The sequence below is a fragment of the Actinomadura gamaensis genome, from assembly GCF_042652125.1.
GTDB lineage: Bacteria > Actinomycetota > Actinomycetes > Streptosporangiales > Streptosporangiaceae > Spirillospora > Spirillospora gamaensis.
The window spans coordinates 183,503-201,406 of the sequence record NZ_JBHSIT010000011.1 but is presented as its reverse complement, the minus strand read 5'-3'; the positions used below and the strand labels follow the sequence as shown (position 1 = coordinate 201,406).

Here is a 17,904-nt window from a genome sequence, read left to right as displayed (position 1 = left end):
GTGTGGCACGCCGCTCCCCGGCACCGCCGCACCGTTTGGCGGCCCGGCCGAAATTCGACGAGCGCCCCGTCCGACCCCGTGGCGGCGACGCCCCGCCGAGGCAGTGACGCCCCCTGCCCCCGGCGTCGCCGCAGGACGAGGCTCCCGGTACGCGTGCCCGGTCCCCGCACGCATCCTCCACCCAGCGCCACTCCGCTGCTGAGCCGTCATGCCTGCGCCGGGATCCGCGCCCCGGTTCCCGCGGCGGCGCTCAGGCTATGCGGACGGCGCCCGCGAACGGACGGCCGTCCAACTTGTCGATCTTCACGACGTCGCCGGTGTGCGGCGCGTGGAGGATCTTGCCGTCCCCGACGTAGATGCCCATGTGGTGCAGGTCGGGGTAGAAGAAGACGAGGTCGCCGGGGCGGAGGTGCCCGCGCGACACGTGCGTGCCCGCGTTCCACTGGTCGCCGGTGTAGTGCGGCAGGTTCACGCCGAGCTGCTCGTAGGCCCACATGACCAGGCCGGAGCAGTCGAAGGTGGACGGCCCGGCGGCGCCCCACACGTACGGGTCGCCCAGCTTCGTCATGGCGAGGCGGAGCGCCTTGGCGCCGATGTCGTCGCCGAGCACCGGCAGCTTCGCCAGGGACGCCGGGTCCCGCTTCACGAGCTGGCCGCGGATCTTCTCGTAGGCGGCGGTGATCTGCTTGCGCTCGACGTCGAGCTGCCCGCGCAGGACGCCGACCTCCTGGCTGCGCTCCTGCGCGGCCTTGCGGGCGCGGTCGGCCGCCTGCATGGCCTGGATGAGGCTGACGAACTGCGCGCTGTTCTGCGTCGCGAAGTACCGCAGGGTGGCGGCCCGGTCGAGGATCTGCTGCGGGTTCCGCGAGACGACGAACGAGACGGCCGGATCGGTGCCCCCGCCCGCCTGCATGTAGCTGGTCGCCGCGATGCGGCTGAGACGGCCGCGGATGTCGCCGAGCGACCGCTGCTGGCGCCGGGCGTTCGCGACGGCCGCCCTGGCGGCGGCCTGCGTCTCCTGGAGCTTCACCTTGAGCCCGTTGTACCGCTCGGTGAGCTGCTCCAACTGGTCGGCGAGCCGGAACGCCCGGGAGGTCAGCTCCTTGCCGGACGGCTCGGGGTCGGCGTGCGCGGCGGGACCGGGCGGCGCGGCCGCGAGCGCGACGGTCAGCCCGGCGAGGGTGGTGAGGGCGGTGGCCCGCCGTCCCCGGCCCGGACGGGCGCCGGTTCCCCTGCCGTCCCTTAAGCCGTTCTCCATGCCGTTTCCCACGCCGTTCCCCGCGCTGTTCCGCGCGCCGTGCCCGAGGGCGCGGACCTGCGAAAGGGCAGCCGAAAGGGCGGCAGGGCGCGATGGCTCCACGAACTCTCCTCTCCTCGTCCGCCTACCGGGTTAGCTGTCGGGTTCGGGCAGGAGCAGCCCGTCGGCCCTCGCGGGCGCGGTTCGGTTCGCGCGTCTCGGGCGGATTCACCCCGGTCGGCGGGCGGTGCGGGCGGTGCCGCGCCGCGGACGTCGCCGACGGCGGGTTCCCGGCTTCCGGGCGGCCGGCTGCGGCCCGGATACTCGGCGGATCGGGTCGGTCACTTTCCGAAGCCCGATGTCAGTGCGGGACACTAACGGAGCGGGAAGGGGATGCCAACCGGAACATGCGAAAAGACAGAGCGGGCGCCTCGCTTCTGGGGAAGTGCCTGTTCCCTCCCTTCGGCGGCTTGTTCTGTTGGCCGCTTTTGCGGGGCGTGGCTAGTGGATTCTGGCTAGTCACCGGTGTCCGTCCGGTCAGCCGGACCCTTCCCGGACGGCGCGGAACCCGCGAAGTCCGATAGCGTCGCCTGCTTGTGGAAGTGGTGATCAGGCGGGCCCGCACGCCCGACGTCCAGGAGATCGCCCGGTTGATCGGCCACTACGCCGGACCCGGGCCGCGCATGCTGCGCAAGACGACGGTCTCGCTCTACGAGGACGTCCAGGAGTTCTGGGTCGCCGAGGACCTGCAGGCCGCGGTCCCGGACGGCCCTCCGCCGCTGGTCGGCTGCGGCGCGCTGCACGTGATGTGGGAGGACCTGGCCGAGGTCCGCTCGGTCGCGGTCGACAAGGGGCACGGCGGGCGCGGCATCGGGCACCGCATCGTGAGCCGCCTGCTCGACACCGCGCGCGAGCTCGGCGTGCGGCGGGTGTTCTGCCTGACGTTCGAGGTGGATTTCTTCGCCCGGCACGGCTTCACCCCGATCCTCGGGACGCCCGTGTCGCACGAGGTCTATGAGGAACTTCTCCGGTCGTACGACGAAGGTGTGGCCGAGTTCTTGGACCTCGACCGGGTGAAGCCCAATACGTTGGGAAACACCCGGATGCTGCTCCGCCTGGAGGATTGACCCATGAGTGACTTCCCCCGCCGGGGACGGCAGGACCAGCCGTCCCACGGTGACCCCTCGTACGGCGCGCCGCCGCAGCAGTGGCAGCCGTCCCGTCAGCCGGCGCAGCAGCAGTGGCAGCAGCCGGAGCAGTACGGGCAGCGGCCCGAGCAGTACGGCCGCCAGCCGGAGCAGTACGACCGCCGGCCCGAGAAGTACGGCCAGCAGCCGGAGCAGTACGGGCAGCGGCCCGAGCAGTACGGGCAGCAGCCGCGGACGCAGCAATGGGAACGCGGCGGTTCGTCCTCGTGGAACGAGGAGGACGCGAACCAGACGACGGACTACGCCGCTCAGGAGTACGAGTCGTCCGGCTATGAATACGAGGAGGCCGAGCCTCCCGCACTCGTCCACGCGCCGATCCTGCGTCGCGCGGGCGCGCGAATCATCGACGGCGCACTGGTGTCGGCATTCGGTTTCGCGCTCGTCCTGCCGATCACGCTGGCCGTCACGGGCGCGGGCGGGTCGAGCAAGAAGACCGCGAACGAGGGCGCGATCTGGAATTGGCCGATCTTCATCACGCTGTTCGCGGTGATGGCCGTCCTTCCGTTCCTCTACGAGGCCGTCCAGTTGTCGATGTGGGGGCGGACGCTCGGGAAGCGCTGGCTCGGGATCGGCGTCGTCCGCGCGCAGCCGTTGGGCGAACCGCTCACCGGAGCGCACGCGGTCTGGCGCGCCGCCATCAACAACATCGGCTACCAGATCGGCGTGTTCTTCTTTCTCATCCTCGCGGTGAAGGTCTGGGACTACGCGTTCACCGGCGAACTGCTCGTCGCGGGCGGCACGCTGATGGCGTATCTCTGGGCGATCTGGGACGAGCCGCTGCACCAGGCCCTGCACGACCGGCTCGCCGGAACGGTCGTCATCGACGAACGCGCGGGTTACGAGGACGCGGGTTATGACCAGGGCTACGGCGAGGGATATGGATCGTCCTACGAAAGTGGCCGGCCGGGGTATGGCGGTTACGAGGGTTAGCCGGTGACCTCGTCGGAGGAACGCGCGCGCGAGGCGGGGAGCATGGCGGACGAAGCGGACTCGCCCGAAACGTTCGGCGCCGCCGAGCGCGTTCCGGAACCGGCGGCCGAATGGGACGGTCCGGAACTCGAAGAGGCGGGGACTCCGGCGTCCTCCGGGACGGAAGAGGGCGGTTTTCTCGCCGAACCCGGCCAGCGATTGCTGGCCCGGATCGTGGACACGCTCATCGTCGGGCTGCCCGTGGTGCTGGTGCTGCGGGCGGCCCTTCCGCACGACGCGGCGGACCGCTGGGCCCCGACGGCGGTCGCGTCCTTGCTGCTCGCGTACGATGCGGTCCAGCTGGCGGTATGGGGGCGGACGGTCGGCAAGCGGGTCGCGGGCGTGCGCGTCGTCACGCCCGACGGGTCGCGTCCGAATCCGACCCAGGCCGCGTTGCGGGCGGCCGTGTACGCGGTTCCCATCGCGCTGCGGCCCGTTCCCGTACTCGGACTGCTCGGCGGCATTTTCTGGGTCGTGAACGTGGCGACGGCCTTCCGCGGTCCCGAGCGGAGGGCGGTACACGACCGCCTGGCGGGGACCGGCGTGGTGAAGAACACCATCGATTGACATAATGCGCGCAAATCCCCTTACATGGGGGAGTTGGGATCAGGCGCGATCGCCCGGGACGTCCGCGTGACGGCTTCGTTGGAGACTTTCGCCGGACGTTAGCGCCGCGTCGAGAGTTTGCCGGACGCGTCGCGCCGTCGGCTTCACGTCACCTTCGCGTGACCTTCACGGCCCCCTTGCGCCCGCGTTCCCGGGGCCTTCCGGTTCCTCTTCCGGGAGCCCGGCCCGCCGCCGTTCCGCATGACTTACGTCCGACTTCGGTCGGGCTTCCGCGGTCCGTACCACGGGCGGTTAGGCACGTTACGTCGGGGTTAATCGGCGGCTCGTGGGACGATCGGGCCCCGAACGTTAAGCGGCCCGCCCCGGATTTTCCCCGTTCGGACGGCACGTCCGGCCCGGATGCACCGGATCATGCCCGATTCGGATGGCGCGTGATTACGAGGAGTTACCGCGGGGCAAGCAAAGTTCATCGCGGGTGTCGAATTGTCATCGACGTGGATCGCGGTATATCTTTGCAGCCGAATGCAGTTTGCTCCAGTCTGAAAGGTCTGTCCTCATGGCACAGAAGGTTCAGGTGCTTCTCGTCGACGACCTCGACGGTGGCGAGGCGGACGAGACCGTAGCGTTCTCGATCGACGGCGCCTCCTACGAGATCGACCTCAGTAGCGCCAATGCGAAGAAGCTGCGGGATTCTCTTCAGCCGTTCGTGGAGGTTTCGCGTAAGGCCGGCACGCAGCGCCGCCGCCGGCAGCGCGGCGCGTCCAGCCGCGAGCGCAGCGCCGAGATCCGCGCCTGGGCCAAGGCCCACGGGATCAAGGTCAACGAGCGCGGCCGCATCCCGGCCAACGTCATCGAGAAGTACGAGGCCGCCAACTAGCCGCGCCGGTCGGCCCCGCGGCCGACCGGAGCCGGGTCGGCGGGAGCGGGAGCGATTCCCGCAGGGGCGATCGGGGCCCGCCGACCGGACCGCTACGGCCTCACCGGCTCGTCCGGACCGACCGGCCCGCCTTCCACCGTCAGCCGCGCGCGGCGACGCGAGGCGGGCCGTTCGCTTTACCGCTCCGGAGGGGCCGCGGACCACCCCTCCGGGACGGGCCGCGGGCGGTTCTCAATCGATCTTGAAGGACGGACCGTTCCTTTCGGGACGGTCCTTCCCCACGGGCCGGCCGTTCGCTTGTGGCGTACACCGGGCGCGATTCGCGGGCGCCGGTCGCGGAAGGGATGTCCCGTGACCGCCCCGTCCCCTCGGAATAGGTGCTGGTGAGCCGCCCGTGAACGGTCCGGGCAAAGGCCCGTTCGCTCGCGGCGTAGCGGGAACATGCCGCATCAGTGCGGTAGTTGGATGAGGATGAACAGCGCTTAGCTGGGGAACGTCTTCTGGTGGGAGTGCACCGGGCGGCCTCCTCGGGGCGGGCTAGCATGCGGAAGGACAGGTTCGGACGTTCCGGACTCTGCCCAACCGCTCTGTGAGGAGCGACGAGATGTTCGAGAGGTTCACCGACCGCGCGCGGCGGGTTGTCGTTCTGGCTCAGGAAGAGGCCAGGATGCTCAACCACAACTACATCGGCACCGAGCACATCCTCCTGGGTCTGATCCACGAGGGCGAGGGTGTCGCCGCCAAGGCGCTGGAGTCGTTGGGGATCAGCCTCGAGGCGGTGCGCCAGCAGGTCGAGGAGATCATCGGCCAGGGGCAGCAGGCGCCGTCGGGGCACATCCCGTTCACGCCGCGTGCCAAGAAGGTGCTGGAGCTGTCGCTGCGCGAGGCGCTGCAGCTCGGGCACAACTACATCGGCACCGAGCACATCCTCCTGGGGTTGATCCGGGAGGGTGAGGGCGTCGCCGCCCAGGTGCTGGTGAAGCTGGGCGCCGACCTGAACCGGGTCCGGCAGCAGGTGATCCAGTTGCTGCACGGCTACTCCGGTGGCAAGGAGCCCGCGTCCTCCGGCGGACCGAGCGAGTCGGCGCCGTCCACGTCGCTGGTGTTGGACCAGTTCGGGCGGAACCTGACCCAGGCCGCGCGCGAGGGCAAGCTCGACCCGGTGATCGGCCGCGACACCGAGATCGAGCGCGTGATGCAGGTGCTGTCGCGCCGCACCAAGAACAACCCGGTGCTGGTGGGCGAGCCCGGCGTCGGCAAGACCGCCGTGGTCGAGGGCCTGGCCCAGAAGATCGTCAAGGGCGAGGTCCCGGAGACGCTGAAGGACAAGCAGCTCTACACCCTGGACCTCGGCGCCCTGGTCGCCGGGTCCCGCTACCGGGGTGACTTCGAGGAGCGGCTGAAGAAGGTCCTGAAGGAGATCCGCACCCGCGGCGACATCATCCTGTTCATCGACGAGCTGCACACGCTGGTCGGTGCGGGCGCGGCCGAGGGCGCCATCGACGCCGCCTCGATCCTGAAGCCGATGCTGGCGCGGGGCGAGCTGCAGACGATCGGCGCGACCACGCTGGACGAGTACCGCAAGCACCTGGAGAAGGACGCCGCCCTCGAGCGCCGCTTCCAGCCGATCCAGGTCGCCGAGCCGTCGCTGTCGCACACCATCGAGATCCTCAAGGGCCTGCGCGACCGGTACGAAGCGCACCACCGCGTCTCGATCACCGACGCCGCCCTGGTCGCGGCCGCGCAGCTCGCCGACCGCTACATCTCCGACCGCTTCCTGCCGGACAAGGCGATCGACCTGATCGACGAGGCCGGGTCCCGGATGCGCATCCGCCGGATGACCGCGCCGCCGGACCTGCGCGAGTACGACGAGAAGATCGCCGACGTGCGCCGGGAGAAGGAGTCGGCGATCGACGCCCAGGACTTCGAGAAGGCCGCGGCCCTCCGCGACTCCGAGAAGCAGCTGCTGGGCAAGAAGGCGCAGCGGGAGAAGGAGTGGAAGGCCGGCGACATGGACGTCGTCGCCGAGGTCACCGAGGAGCTCATCGCCGAGGTCCTCGCGACCGCCACCGGCATCCCGGTGTTCAAGCTCACCGAGGAGGAGTCCGCGCGGCTGCTGCGGATGGAGGACGAGCTGCACCGCCGCGTCATCGGCCAGGAAGACGCGATCAAGGCGCTGTCGCAGTCGATCCGCCGTACCCGCGCCGGCCTGAAGGACCCGAAGCGTCCCGGTGGCTCGTTCATCTTCGCCGGCCCGTCCGGTGTCGGTAAGACCGAGCTGTCCAAGACGCTGGCCGAGTTCCTCTTCGGCGACGAGGACGCGCTGATCCAGCTCGACATGTCCGAGTTCATGGAGAAGCACACCGTCTCGCGGCTCTTCGGCTCCCCGCCCGGCTACGTCGGGTACGAGGAGGGCGGCCAGCTGACGGAGAAGGTCCGCCGCAAGCCGTTCTCGGTCGTCCTGTTCGACGAGATCGAGAAGGCCCACCCGGACATCTTCAACAGCCTGCTGCAGATCCTGGAGGACGGCCGCCTCACCGACGCCCAGGGGCGCGTGGTCGATTTCAAGAACACCGTGATCATCATGACCACCAACCTGGGCACCCGGGACATCTCCAAGGGCCAGTCCCTCGGGTTCTCCCGGCAGGACGACACCCAGGGGTCCTACGACCGGATGAAGTCCAAGGTGTCGGAGGAGCTCAAGCAGCACTTCCGTCCCGAGTTCCTCAACCGCGTCGACGACATCGTGGTGTTCCACCAGCTCACCCCGAAGGAGATCATCCAGATCGTGGATCTGATGATCGCCAAGGTGGACGAGCGGCTGAAGGACCGCGACATGGGCATCGAGCTCAAGTCCGAGGCCAAGGACCTGCTCGCCGAGCGCGGCTACGACCCCGTGCTGGGCGCCCGGCCGCTGCGCCGGACGATCCAGCGCGAGATCGAGGACAACCTGTCGGAGAAGATCCTCTACGGCGAGCTGTCCGCCGGGCAGATCGTCATCGTCGGCACCGAGGGCACCGGCGAGGAGGCGAAGTTCACCTTCAAGGGCGTCCCGAAGCCGAACGGCGTCCCGGACAGCCCGCCCCCGATCGAGGGCGCGGTCAATTTCAACAAGGAGTGACCGGGACCACCGAGGCGTGAGAACCGAGGCGTGAGAACCGAGGTCTGAGAACCGAGGCGCCCGCCGAGGCGTGAGAGAGGCCCGCACCGCGAGGTGCGGGCCTTTCCCGTGTGCGCGGTGGGACGGATTCTGTCGGACCCGCTCCGTAGTCTTCGAACATGCGATCGAATGTGCTGGGTTCGGCGGCGGAGTTCCGGCGGCGGCCCGCGCGGCGGGTGCGCCCGCCCGTGGACTCCCACCTCGCGCAGGTCTTCATGCGCGACCTGCGCTCGCCCGCGCCGCCGCAGTTGCCGATCTTCCGCTCGCGGCGGCAGGGCGAGCTGCTCGCCCGGCTGCTCCTCGGGCCCGAGCGCGAGCTGACCACCCTCGACCTCGCCGTCATGCTGCGCACCGACCTCGGCACGGTCGTCCGGGAGGTCGAGCGGCTGTCCCGCGCGGGCATCCTGCGCCTGCGCCGCACCCCGGCCGGGCGGCTCGTCGCGCGCGACGCGTCCTCACCCATGTTCGCGCCGCTCGCCCGGCTGGTGATGCTGGCGTTCGGGCCGTCCGTCGTCGTCACCGAGCACTTCGCCCGGCTGCCCGGCGTGGCCGAACTGCACCTCTTCGGCACCTGGGCCGCCCACTACGCCGACGAGACCTACCCCGCGGGCGCCCACGAGCCCACGGGTGACGTCGAGGTGCTGGTGATCGGCGAGGTCTCCCGCGAGGCCGCTTTCGACGCCGCCCAGGACAGCGCCGCCCGCCTCGGACTTCCCGTCCACGCCGTCGTCCGGTCCCGCACGGCCTGGTCCGAGGACGACGACCCCTTCCTCCGCGAGATCCGGTCCGCCCCCACTCTGCGCCTCTCACTGCCGTGACCGAGCCTCAAGCCCGCCCAGAGCGCCCCTACCGGCCGACGACGCCGTCCGGCCGCCCCCGGCCCCTCAGGCGGCCTGGCGGCGCGCAGGGGGCACGTCAGGCGGGGCGCCCGGTCTCGGCTGGAGCGGGGGTGGTGAGCCAGGCGTCGATCTCGGTGCGGAGGCGGGCCTTGAGGGCGGACGGGGCGAACGAGGCGTCCACGGAGACCCGGGCCAGGGCGGCGCAGGCGGTGTCGTCGTCGCCGAAAGTGTCTCTGACCAGGGCGTACTCGGCGGCGAGGGGGCGACCGGTCATCGCCGGGATGTCGGTGTTGACGGTGACGGCCAGGCCCGCGTCGCGGAGGCGGGCGAAGGGGTGCTCGGCGGCGGACGGCGCGAACCCGAGCACCACGTTGGACGACGGGCAGACCTCCAGCGGCAGCCCGCGGTCGCGGACCTCGGCGACCAGTTCCGGGTCGTCCAGCACGCGGATGCCGTGGCCGATCCGCTCGCTGCGGCCCGGGCCGATCGCCTGCCGGATGCTGGCCGGGCCTTCGGCCTCGCCCGCGTGGTGGACGACGTGCAGGCCCGCGTCCCGGGCCGCCTCGAAGACCCCGGTGAACGGGTCGCCGGGGAACGCCTCGTCCCCGGCGAGGCCGACCGCGACGACGCGGTCCCGGTACCGCTCGGCGAGCCGCAGGGTGGACCAGGCGCGGTCCACCGGACGGCGGCGCGAATGATCGAGGATCAGCCGGGTCTCCAGGCCGAACGCCTCGCGTCCGGCGGCCAGCCCGTCCAGGACGGCCGTGATCGGCATGTCCGGGTCGCCGAGGCGCTCGCCGTGGGCGGCGGCCGTGAACGACACCTCGGCGTAGCGGGTGCCCTGTGCCGCCTCGTCCTCGCAGTATTCGTACGCGATCCGGCGGAAGTCGTCCGGCGCGCGGAGCGCGTCCCTGACGAGCGTGTTGAGCGCGAAAAACCCCGCAAACCCGCCGAGGCCGAGGCCGGCCTCTTGGGCACCCCGCACGCCCCGCGCTTCCTGCGCGCCCCGCGCGCCCTGCACGTCCTGCGCTCCCTGCACGTCCTGCGCGCCCTTCGCGCCCCGCGCGCCTTGCGCCTCCCGCGTCTCCCGCACGCCGCGTGCGTGCTGGGCGCCCTGCGCCTGCTGGGCGGGTTGGGCGGGCGGGTTCGGGGTCGGGACGTCCAGGCCGTGGGCGGCTGCGATCTCGGTGAGCGTCGGCCAGCGGACCGCGCTTTCCAGGTGGACGTGCAGGTGGGCCTTGGGAAGCGTGGTGAGGTCGCGCACCGGCTCACCCTAGGGACGGCGCCGCGCGCGCCGCCAGCCATTTAATGCGTTGACCTGACACTTCTCGCATCGCGAGCATGACGGGCATGGGACTCGACGCCTTCGTGCTGTGCCGCTGCTGGCAGGACGGCCGGACCAGCGAGCCGCCCGTCCCACCCGAGCTGGTCAAGGCCGACGAGTACGGGCCCTACGTGGAGGGGGACGCGGGGGAGCCCGAGTTCTCGGTCTGGAAGGACGGCGCCGCCTGCCCGCACGAGAACATGGAGGCCGCGAGCGAGCGGATCTCCAACTGGGGCGGTTACCGGTGCTTCCAGCAGGCGATGGAGGCTGCCGGGTGGGAACGCTTCCCCGTCCTGCGCGAATACCTGCCCGAGTCCAACGGGGGCACGCTACCTGCCGAGCGCGCCCGCGAGGCGCTCGGCGAGCTGGCGTCCTTCCGGGATCGCGCTGACGTCGGGCGCGAGACCGTCCTGCTGGACGAGGACACCGGAACCGTCCTGGCCGCGAACATCCGCGCGTACGGGGGCGTGTTCGTGTGGGACGGCATCGCGAAGCGGCGGGTGGGCGTGGACGAGCGCGGACTGTTCGTCCTCGACGACGCGGACCGCGAGCTGTTCCGGGCCCGGCGCTGCACGCAGCGGCGCGTCCGCGCCGGCCGGATCCGGTTCCGCACCGAGGACGGCGCGGAGACGACGCTCGACCTGGCCTCGGCCATCGGCGAGCAGGACGGCTCGTATCCGGCGCGCCTCACGGTGGTGGAGCGTCCACTCGGCGGCTCCTACTTCGACTACGCCGTCGAGCCGCTGCGGCGGGTCTGCGAGGCGGCGGTGGAGACCGGCAATCCGGTCGTCTGGTGCTGACCTGCTGACCTGCTGACCGATGTCCCGCTGACCGCTGACCGCTGACTTGCTGAAACCGCTGAGCCTGTTGAGCCTGCTGAGGCGCCTGGTGGCGCGGTAGACGGGTCGAGGCCCCGCGGAACCGCGGGGCCTCGACCCGTCCACCTGCGCGGGCGGCGGCGTTCCGGTCGCCTCGGGATCAGGCGGGCGGGTCCTGGAGGACGCCGATCGGGTTGCCGTCCGGGTCCTTCAGAGTCGCGATCAGCCTGCCGTTGCCGACGTCGCGCACGTCCTCGACGACCTCCAGGCCCTTGCCCGTGAGGTCCTGGATCGCGCTCTTGATGTCGGCCACCTCGAAGAAGCAGACCGGGCCGGCCGCCGCGTCGTCGCCCCGCTTCGGGGTGAGGCCGATGTCCTGGCCGTTCACCTTGTAGCCCACGTAGTAGGGCTCGTTGGAATAGGGCTCGATCCCGAGCAGGACGTCCAGCCGCTCCTTCGCCGCCGGGACGTCGGAGACCGAGTAGATGATCGTCTTGACGCCTTGGGTCATGGTGTTCTCCTTCCCTCTCACCCTGTTGACACGCGGTCCGGGCGGGGTGTGACAGGGCGCTTGCCGAAAAGTGGGCGGGATGTGAGGATGACCGCATGTTCCTCGTCCGTGCGTAGAGAGCGCGTCGCCGCCGCCCCCGCTTCCGGGTTCCCATGGCGGCAGACGGTGCCCTCGCACGATGTGCGGTGCGCTCGCTGACGCGCCGCTTCGCAGAAGGAACATCCCATGTTCGCCTCGTATGGCGCTGTTCTGCGCACCCCTCGCGCCGCGCGCGTGTTCGCCGCGGCCCTCGTGGGACGCCTCTCCTTCGGGACGGTAGGACTGTCCCTGACCCTGACGTTCGTTCAGGCGACCGGCTCGTACGCCCGCGCCGGCGCGATGGTCGCGCTCTTCGGCGGCGCGAGCTGCCTGCTCACCCCCTGGCGCGCCGGACTCGTCGACCGCTACGGGACGCGCGCCGTGCTCCGTCCGATGGCCGTCCTGTACGGGATCGGGCTGGTGGGGCTCGCCGGGGCGGCGCATCTGGCGTCCGGGTGGGCGGCGGGCGGTGTCGCGATCGCGGCCGGCGCGACCCTGCCGCCGCTCGGCCCGGTGATGCGGGCGCTGTGGGCCGAGCTGGTGCCCGACCGGGACCTGCTCCAGCGCGCCTACAGCCTGGACACGGTCGCCGAGCAGATCATCTTCACCCTCGGGCCGCTGCTCGCGGGCCTGTTCGCCGTGACGGCCTCCGCGTCCCTCGGCCTGCTGGTCAGCGCCGGCCTCGTGATCGCCGGGACGTTCGGCCTGACCGCGAAGCGGAACGTGATCAGGAGGCCCGCCGAGGCCGTGGACGCCGTCGAGCTCGCGCGCGGTGATCTGGAGGCTGCCGAGGTTTCCGGCGCTCGGCGCGTCTTCGCGCGGCTCTGGCCGACGCTGCTCGCGATGGCCGCGCTCGGGGCGGCCGAGAGCGGGCTCGCGCTGCTGATCGTCGCGTTCGCCGGGGCGGGCGGCGCCGCCTGGACGGAGGCCGCGATGTCGGTGGCCGGGGTTGTGGGCGGGCTGGTCTACGGCGCGGTGACGTGGCGGATGTCGCCGGGGACGCGGCTGCCCGCGCTGGCCGTCCCGCTGGCGCTGGCGCTCGCGGCGGCGGGCCTCGCCCCGGACGTCCCGGTGCTGATCGCCGTCGTCTCGGTGTTCGGGCTGCTCATCGCACCCCTCCTGACCACCGGATACCTGGTCGGGGAGGCCGCCGCGCCGCCGCAGCGCCGGACCGCCGTCGCGTCCTGGGTGAACACCGCGTTCAACGCGGGATCGTCCCTGGGGTCGGCGGGCGTGGGCGCGCTGACCGCGCTGCTGCCGCTGCCGCTGTGCTTCGCCCTCGCGGCGCTGCCGGTGCTGCTGGCGTCCGGCATGGTGCTGGCCGGGACGGTCCGCGCCGGGCGACGCGTCCGGGCTCAGGAGTTGGCGTTGGCGGCGGAGGACGCGCTCGCGCTCTGATACAGGTTCTTGACCCGGGACCCGAAGATCACCGAATAGGACACGTCGGCCGAGTCGCCGCCCTGCTCGTAGCCGCCGATCACGCCGACGACGGTCTTCTCGTCGTCGCCGGTGAGGAACGGGCCGCCGCTCGTGCCGTTCGGGAAACCGTCGCAGGTGAAGCGGAGCTGGGTCGTGCTGTACGGCTCGACCCGGTTCCGGCACGACACCGGCTTCTCGGTGTCGGAGGGGTAGCCGACCACGCGGGCCTGCCCGCTGACCGGGCCGTCCGTTTCGAGAGTCATCGCGCCCGCGACGTCCTGGACCTTGCGGCTGCCGCCGTTCACGTCGGTGACCTGCAAGAACCCGACGTCCGAATCCGGATCGCTGGAATCGGCCCATTCGGGCGGGTCGTAGAACGCGACGGCCCGCCACACGCCGTAGGGCGTCTGCCCGTTGTGGTAGCCCGGCGCGAACGCCATGCCGATGTCGCCGTGCCGGGTGCCGCCGCCGACGCAGTGCGCGGCGGTGACCACGAGGTTGCGGCCGGGGCTGTCCACCACGCTCGCGGTGCAGGAGTGGTCGCTCAGCTTGCCGTTGCCGTCGATCTCGAACAGCGCGCCGACCGCGGGAAGGCCCTCGAACGCGCTGCTGGACGTCTCGGCCGGACGCGCCGTGCCGGCGACGGTGTCGCTGAGAGGCCGCGCCGCCTGTCGCGCGGCCTCCGCGGCGCCGCCGCCGGCGGAGGGCGGCCACGACACGATCGCCAGGCCGGCCGTCACCGCGGAGAGGGTCAGCAGCGGGTAGCTCGGACGCGTCACACGGCTCCCCCCGCGTGTCCGCCTGAACAACCCCATCCGGCCCTCCAGCAACGATCGTCCGTCTGCTCGTTCATTCAGCTCGTGCCCGCCAGACGATTGTGCCTATCAGGTTCTGTAGGGGTCCTGGGACGACCCTGAAACTTTCCTGAACGCCTTCCCGTCATCGATCTACCTGTACCCACATCCTTACGTTCCACCAGGTGAACGGGTTCAGGGGGAAGCCCGGCCGGAGCTCGTGCCCTGATCTCCGGCGGGACGGCCGTCCGAGAGGCGAGGCGCCGGCGCGATATCGCACTGCCTCATCCCCTAACTGGAGAAACCCGCCTTCAGTCCGATATGCGAGAAATGCGCAAATCAGACCGCCGAATGCGTCCGGGGCACTTTCGGTCAGCCGAACACCGGAGGCGGCTGTTCGCCGAAAACCCAGGGGGCCAGGACGACCATCCAGCCGTCCGGGTCGGCGAAGACGGCCGCGCCGTGGCGATCCCAGTACGGGTTCGCGGGCGCCACGGCCCGATGGCCGCGCTCGGCGAGCCGCGCGACCGCCGCGTCCCGCGCCTCCGGCCCGCGCAGATACAGGACGAGCTGGTTCTCCGGATGCGCCTCCGGAATCACCGGCGGCACGCCGTGCTGAGTGATCTCCATCTGGACACCCGTGCCGGGCAGCCCGAAAACCACGCCGTCATACCCGTCGTGACCGCGCCACGAGGCCAGCACGGGAAGCTCCAGGTCATCCCGGTAGAACGCCAGGATCTCGTCGTACCGCGCCGTAGGCCGCGCGAACCGCACCGCCCCCACGTCCAGATGCCCGGGCCACTCCCGCTCCTCAGCACTCATCCCCGACCACCTTCAGCGTCCTCGATCCGCGGCTGCCCGACCCCCGGCACATCGACCCGCACTCCATTCAGGCGCCTTCCGCGGGGGCGCCGGGAGCCCGGTGGGTCTCGTTCCACACCTGGTTGAGGGCCTCGATGAGGGTGCCGGTCTCCTGGGCGCCGCTGACGCCGTACTTGCCGTCCAGCACGAAGAACGGCACGCCGCGGACGCCGATCTGGGCGGCGGTGCGCTCGTCCTCGCGGACGGCGTCGCCGTAGGCGTCCCCGGCGAGGACGGATCGGGCCTCAGCGGCGTCGAGACCGACGCTGGAAGCGATCTCGGTCAGGGCGTCCGCGTCGAAGACCGAGGCCTCGCCACCGAAGTTCGCCCGGTACAGCGCGCGGCGCAGGTCGTCGCCGAGTCCGCGCTCAGCGGCGAGGTGCAGCAGCCGGTGCGCGTCGAAGGTGTTGCCGTTCGCGCGGTTCGACGTGTACGGCAGTCCCTCGGCGGCTGCCAGCCCGGCCACGCGCGCCTCGGCCTGCTCGGCCTGCTCGCGCGACATGCCGTACTTGTCCATGAGCATCTCCAGCACGGGCCCGGTCTCCGCGGGGGAGAGATCCGGCGCCAGCTCATAGGAGTGCTGGACGACCTCGACCTGGTCACGGTGCTCGAACCCGGCCAGCGCCGCGTCGAAACGCGCCTGCCCGATATAGCACCAGGGACAGACGATGTCGGTCCAGATGTCGACGCGCACGGCGGAGCCCTTCCCTGAGGTGACAAGACGCTTACCTCATGCGCAACACCCCGCTTTCACGCGGCATTTCCCCGGCCGGCCGCCCGGCCTCGTGCTCGTCCGAGCCGGTCGGGGCCCGGTTGAGGGCCCGGTTGAGAGCGAGGTGGTCGTGGTAGTCGCGGGTGGCGACGATGAGGCCGTCGCGGATGCGCAGGACCTGGATGTTGCGCATTTCGAAGGTGGTGGCGGTCGTGGTGACCTCGCCGTCGTAGGTGAACTCGGCGACGATCACTTCGGGGTCGCGGGTCTCGTGGATGACGTGGTCGCGGGCGCGGAGGCGGAGGGGGCCTCGCGCGGCGGAGGCGAAGTGTTCGGCGATGGCGGCACGGCCCTCGATGCGGGGCGGGGCCGGGGGGAGGGCGAAGGGCTGCTCGACCACGGCGTCCTCGGCGTAGAGGGCGGCCAGCTCGTGCCAGCGGCCTTCGGAGATGCCGCGGGAGAGGTGCAGGAAGGTCTCGCGGGGGGTCATCAGAGTTCCGCCATGGCGTCGGCGAACGCCTGGTGGTGGGCGTAGTCGCGGGATTCGAGGATGAGGCCGTCGCGGACGCGCATCACGAAGATGTTCGGCACCGTGAACTCGGCGCCGGTGCCGGTGTGGCGCCCGGCGTAGGCGAACTCGGCGATGATCACCTCCGGGTCGGACGTCTCGTGGACGACCACGTCCCGGACGGTCAGCTCGACCGGCAGGCCCGGCACCTGCGCGAAGTGCTCGCGCAGCGCGGCGCGCCCGACGAGCCGCGTTTCGGGATGGGCGAACGGATGGGTGACGAGCGCGTCCTCGGCGTAGAGGAGGTGCAGGTCGTCGATCTTCTTGGCGGCCACGCTCTCGACCACCCGGGTGAAGATCTCGCGTGGTTCGGGCATGCTGCGCTCCCGTCGTAGAATCGGAGTGCTCACTCCGATTCCAGAATATGGAGTAGGCACTCCGCTTGTCAATCGAGGAGGCAGCGATGGCCGCCGAACAGGCGTCCGCCAAACCGTTGCGCGCCGACGCCGCGCGTAACCGGGCGAAGGTGCTGGACGCCGCCAGGGGCGTGTTCGCCGAGCTCGGCACCGGGGCGTCCACCGAGGAGGTCGCCAAGCGTGCCGGGGTCGGCATCGGGACGGTGTTCCGGCACTTTCCGACCAAGGAGTCGCTGCTGGAGGCGGTGCTGGGGGAGATCCTGGCCGGGTTCGCCGAGGAGGCGAGGGCGCGCGGTGATTCACCCGATCCAGGCGGCGCGTTCTTCGACTTCTTCCAGCTCGTCGTGGGGGAGGCCGCCACGAAGAACGCCGTCTCGGCCGAGCTGGCCGATGCGGGCGTGGACGTTCACGCCGGACGCGACGACGTGCGGGCGGAGCTGAGAGGCGCGTTGGGCGTCCTGCTCACGCGCGCGCAGGAGGCGGGGAGCGTGCGTGGTGACATCGGCTTCGGCGAGGTGATGGCCCTCCTCGCCGGGACGTCCAGAGCCACCGAGAACCTGGACGTCGCTACGCGCGCCCGCGTCCTGGACGTCGTCTTCGACGGCCTGCGTGCCTCTCATGCGTGAGGCGGGCGCCTGTGGCGTCGGAGGACGGGTCAGGCGCCGACGCGCAGGTAGTGGGCCCAGTAGCCGGACCAGCGGCCGTAGGGCTCGCCCAGCTTGCGGACGTCGGCGGCCGTGAGCCGGCGGCCGTAGACGCGCGACGCGGCGGTGATCAGCTGCTTCTCGCTCGGCACCTCGTCGGTCCGGCCGAAACCGCGGATGAGGATGAAGGTGGCCGACCAGGGGCCGATGCCCGGCAGGGAGAGCAGGGTGTCCTTGGCCTCCTCGTAGGGGGCGGTGCGCAGGTGGTCCTCGTCGAGGTCGAGCCAGGCGCGGACGGTGCCGCTGAGGTACTGGCCCTTGCGCATGTTGCCGACCAGCTCGGCGATGCGTCCGGGCGCCAGGGACGCGAGCTGCTCGACGTCCGGGAAGGCCCGGTGCGTGACGCCGTCCACGGTCAGGACGTTGTCGAACGCCTCGGTGAGGGCCTGCTTCTCCTTGGCGGCGACGGGCAGGGCCGTGCGCTGCGACAGGATCGCCCAGACGGCGTTCTCCAGCGGCGTCGGGAACTTCGCCTGGTGGTAGCCGTAGAGGCGGTCGATGACGGGCGTGAAGTCGGGGTCGCGGCGGCCGATCTCGTAGAACTCGGTGAGGTCGTCGTCCAGGCTCAGCCAGGACGTGATCTGCCGCCGGACGGTCGCGACCACCTCGTCGGACGGCGCGTCGCCCTCGAACCACAGGTCGCAGCGCAGGCCGTCGCCGGAGTCGGCGGCGGCGAGGCGGACGGCGAACGTGCGGCCGTCCGCGCGCAGGGCCTTGGTCAGCGTCGAGTCGTCCACCCGCTGCTGGCCGGCGGTCGGCCGGAAGCCGGTCAGGAAGCGGAGCTGCGGCGCGAAGTCGAACGGCGGGGTGGCGGGAAGCGTGAACGTGATCATCGGAACTCCTTCTTGCCTTCGCGGAGATAATCTACGTGCATCCTAAAAGGACGCTCCGACATTTCTCGG

18 protein-coding genes are annotated in these 17,904 nt (G+C 71.2%); 9 read left to right on the top strand and 9 right to left on the bottom strand.

All coding sequences use genetic code 11. The features are described from left to right. Positions 1-250 precede the first annotated feature (250 nt). Entirely contained in the window at positions 251-1,360 is a 1,110-nt protein-coding gene (locus ACFPCY_RS33070; RefSeq protein WP_378261826.1) for a C40 family peptidase, read from the bottom strand. A 473-nt stretch (positions 1,361-1,833) separates the two neighbouring features. Between ACFPCY_RS33070 and ACFPCY_RS33065 the strand changes: the two genes are divergently transcribed. The 6 genes from ACFPCY_RS33065 (at position 1,834) to ACFPCY_RS33040 (ending at position 8,836) form a co-directional block, all read left to right on the top strand. Next, complete coding sequence (locus tag ACFPCY_RS33065) at positions 1,834-2,364, top strand: amino-acid N-acetyltransferase (protein ID WP_378261824.1); 531 nt, start codon at positions 1,834-1,836, stop codon at positions 2,362-2,364. Between the two features lie 3 nt (positions 2,365-2,367). Further along, complete coding sequence (locus ACFPCY_RS33060; RefSeq protein ID WP_378261822.1) at positions 2,368-3,375, top strand: RDD family protein; 1,008 nt, start codon at positions 2,368-2,370, stop codon at positions 3,373-3,375. A 42-nt stretch (positions 3,376-3,417) separates the two neighbouring features. Next, on the top strand, positions 3,418-3,981 hold the full coding sequence (locus tag ACFPCY_RS33055) for an RDD family protein (RefSeq protein WP_378261820.1): 564 nt from the start codon (positions 3,418-3,420) through the stop codon (positions 3,979-3,981). Between the two features lie 556 nt (positions 3,982-4,537). Further along, complete coding sequence (locus ACFPCY_RS33050) at positions 4,538-4,858, top strand: histone-like nucleoid-structuring protein Lsr2 (protein ID WP_378261819.1); 321 nt, start codon at positions 4,538-4,540, stop codon at positions 4,856-4,858. Between the two features lie 604 nt (positions 4,859-5,462). Then, positions 5,463-7,979, top strand: a complete 2,517-nt coding sequence (locus ACFPCY_RS33045; protein WP_378261817.1) for an ATP-dependent Clp protease ATP-binding subunit — start codon at positions 5,463-5,465, stop codon at positions 7,977-7,979. Between the two features lie 158 nt (positions 7,980-8,137). Continuing rightward, positions 8,138-8,836, top strand: a complete 699-nt coding sequence (locus ACFPCY_RS33040; RefSeq protein WP_378261815.1) for a hypothetical protein — start codon at positions 8,138-8,140, stop codon at positions 8,834-8,836. Positions 8,837-8,933: 97 nt separating this feature from the next. On the opposite strand, the gene add is transcribed toward ACFPCY_RS33040, so the two are convergent. After that, entirely contained in the window at positions 8,934-10,121 is a 1,188-nt protein-coding gene (gene add / locus ACFPCY_RS33035) for an adenosine deaminase (RefSeq protein ID WP_378261813.1), read from the bottom strand. A 77-nt stretch (positions 10,122-10,198) separates the two neighbouring features. Between add and ACFPCY_RS33030 the strand changes: the two genes are divergently transcribed. Continuing rightward, positions 10,199-10,981 carry a hypothetical protein gene (locus tag ACFPCY_RS33030; RefSeq protein WP_378261811.1) on the top strand — a complete coding sequence of 261 codons (783 nt, stop codon included), beginning with the start codon at positions 10,199-10,201 and terminating at the stop codon, positions 10,979-10,981. Positions 10,982-11,159: 178 nt separating this feature from the next. Here ACFPCY_RS33030 and ACFPCY_RS33025 read toward each other — a convergent pair whose 3' ends face one another. Continuing rightward, positions 11,160-11,510 (bottom strand): VOC family protein, encoded by a 351-nt coding sequence (locus ACFPCY_RS33025; protein WP_378261809.1) that lies wholly within the window; start codon positions 11,508-11,510, stop codon positions 11,160-11,162. A 225-nt stretch (positions 11,511-11,735) separates the two neighbouring features. Between ACFPCY_RS33025 and ACFPCY_RS33020 the strand changes: the two genes are divergently transcribed. Beyond that, positions 11,736-12,986: an MFS transporter gene (locus ACFPCY_RS33020; RefSeq protein ID WP_378261808.1), complete on the top strand. Its 1,251-nt coding sequence runs from the start codon at positions 11,736-11,738 to the stop codon at positions 12,984-12,986. Here the strand turns inward: ACFPCY_RS33020 and ACFPCY_RS33015 are convergent. From ACFPCY_RS33015 to ACFPCY_RS32995, 5 genes are all read right to left on the bottom strand, one after another. Further along, on the bottom strand, positions 12,944-13,786 hold the full coding sequence (locus ACFPCY_RS33015; RefSeq protein ID WP_378261806.1) for a trypsin-like serine peptidase: 843 nt from the start codon (positions 13,784-13,786) through the stop codon (positions 12,944-12,946). The genes ACFPCY_RS33020 and ACFPCY_RS33015 overlap by 43 nt on opposite strands. A 387-nt stretch (positions 13,787-14,173) precedes the next feature. After that, complete coding sequence (locus ACFPCY_RS33010) at positions 14,174-14,623, bottom strand: VOC family protein (protein WP_378261804.1); 450 nt, start codon at positions 14,621-14,623, stop codon at positions 14,174-14,176. 67 nt (positions 14,624-14,690) lie between these two features. Continuing rightward, the gene (locus ACFPCY_RS33005; protein WP_378261802.1) at positions 14,691-15,356 is read right to left on the bottom strand and encodes a DsbA family oxidoreductase; all 666 of its coding nucleotides are present in this window, start codon (positions 15,354-15,356) and stop codon (positions 14,691-14,693) included. Between the two features lie 31 nt (positions 15,357-15,387). Next, positions 15,388-15,864 (bottom strand): nuclear transport factor 2 family protein, encoded by a 477-nt coding sequence (locus ACFPCY_RS33000; RefSeq protein WP_378261800.1) that lies wholly within the window; start codon positions 15,862-15,864, stop codon positions 15,388-15,390. Further along, positions 15,864-16,259, bottom strand: a complete 396-nt coding sequence (locus tag ACFPCY_RS32995; RefSeq protein WP_378261798.1) for a nuclear transport factor 2 family protein — start codon at positions 16,257-16,259, stop codon at positions 15,864-15,866. The genes ACFPCY_RS33000 and ACFPCY_RS32995 overlap by 1 nt, the downstream gene beginning before the upstream one ends. 86 nt (positions 16,260-16,345) lie before the next feature. Here ACFPCY_RS32995 and ACFPCY_RS32990 point away from each other — a divergent pair, with 86 nt between their 5' ends. Next, positions 16,346-16,924 carry a TetR/AcrR family transcriptional regulator gene (locus ACFPCY_RS32990; RefSeq protein ID WP_378261796.1) on the top strand — a complete coding sequence of 193 codons (579 nt, stop codon included), beginning with the start codon at positions 16,346-16,348 and terminating at the stop codon, positions 16,922-16,924. A 29-nt stretch (positions 16,925-16,953) separates the two neighbouring features. Here the strand turns inward: ACFPCY_RS32990 and ACFPCY_RS32985 are convergent, their stop codons facing one another. Beyond that, positions 16,954-17,835, bottom strand: a complete 882-nt coding sequence (locus ACFPCY_RS32985; protein ID WP_378261794.1) for a DNA-3-methyladenine glycosylase family protein — start codon at positions 17,833-17,835, stop codon at positions 16,954-16,956. Positions 17,836-17,904 lie beyond the last annotated feature (69 nt).

Excerpts from the sequence above, each read along its gene's own strand:
- ACFPCY_RS32995 (WP_378261798.1), bottom strand. The coding sequence starts at position 16,259 with ATGCCCGAACCACGCGAGATCTTCACCCGGGTGGTCGAGAGCGTGGCC.
- ACFPCY_RS33000 (WP_378261800.1), bottom strand. The coding sequence starts at position 15,864 with ATGACCCCCCGCGAGACCTTCCTGCACCTCTCCCGCGGCATCTCCGAA.
- ACFPCY_RS33050 (WP_378261819.1), top strand. The coding sequence starts at position 4,538 with ATGGCACAGAAGGTTCAGGTGCTTCTCGTCGACGACCTCGACGGTGGC.
- ACFPCY_RS33055 (WP_378261820.1), top strand. The coding sequence starts at position 3,418 with ATGGCGGACGAAGCGGACTCGCCCGAAACGTTCGGCGCCGCCGAGCGC.
- ACFPCY_RS33030 (WP_378261811.1), top strand. The coding sequence starts at position 10,199 with ATGACGGGCATGGGACTCGACGCCTTCGTGCTGTGCCGCTGCTGGCAG.
- ACFPCY_RS33045 (WP_378261817.1), top strand. The coding sequence starts at position 5,463 with ATGTTCGAGAGGTTCACCGACCGCGCGCGGCGGGTTGTCGTTCTGGCT.
- ACFPCY_RS33040 (WP_378261815.1), top strand. The coding sequence starts at position 8,138 with ATGCGATCGAATGTGCTGGGTTCGGCGGCGGAGTTCCGGCGGCGGCCC.
- ACFPCY_RS33060 (WP_378261822.1), top strand. The coding sequence starts at position 2,368 with ATGAGTGACTTCCCCCGCCGGGGACGGCAGGACCAGCCGTCCCACGGT.
- ACFPCY_RS32985 (WP_378261794.1), bottom strand. The coding sequence starts at position 17,835 with ATGATCACGTTCACGCTTCCCGCCACCCCGCCGTTCGACTTCGCGCCG.
- ACFPCY_RS33025 (WP_378261809.1), bottom strand. The coding sequence starts at position 11,510 with ATGACCCAAGGCGTCAAGACGATCATCTACTCGGTCTCCGACGTCCCG.
- ACFPCY_RS33020 (WP_378261808.1), top strand. The coding sequence starts at position 11,736 with ATGTTCGCCTCGTATGGCGCTGTTCTGCGCACCCCTCGCGCCGCGCGC.
- ACFPCY_RS33010 (WP_378261804.1), bottom strand. The coding sequence starts at position 14,623 with ATGAGTGCTGAGGAGCGGGAGTGGCCCGGGCATCTGGACGTGGGGGCG.
- ACFPCY_RS32990 (WP_378261796.1), top strand. The coding sequence starts at position 16,346 with ATGGCCGCCGAACAGGCGTCCGCCAAACCGTTGCGCGCCGACGCCGCG.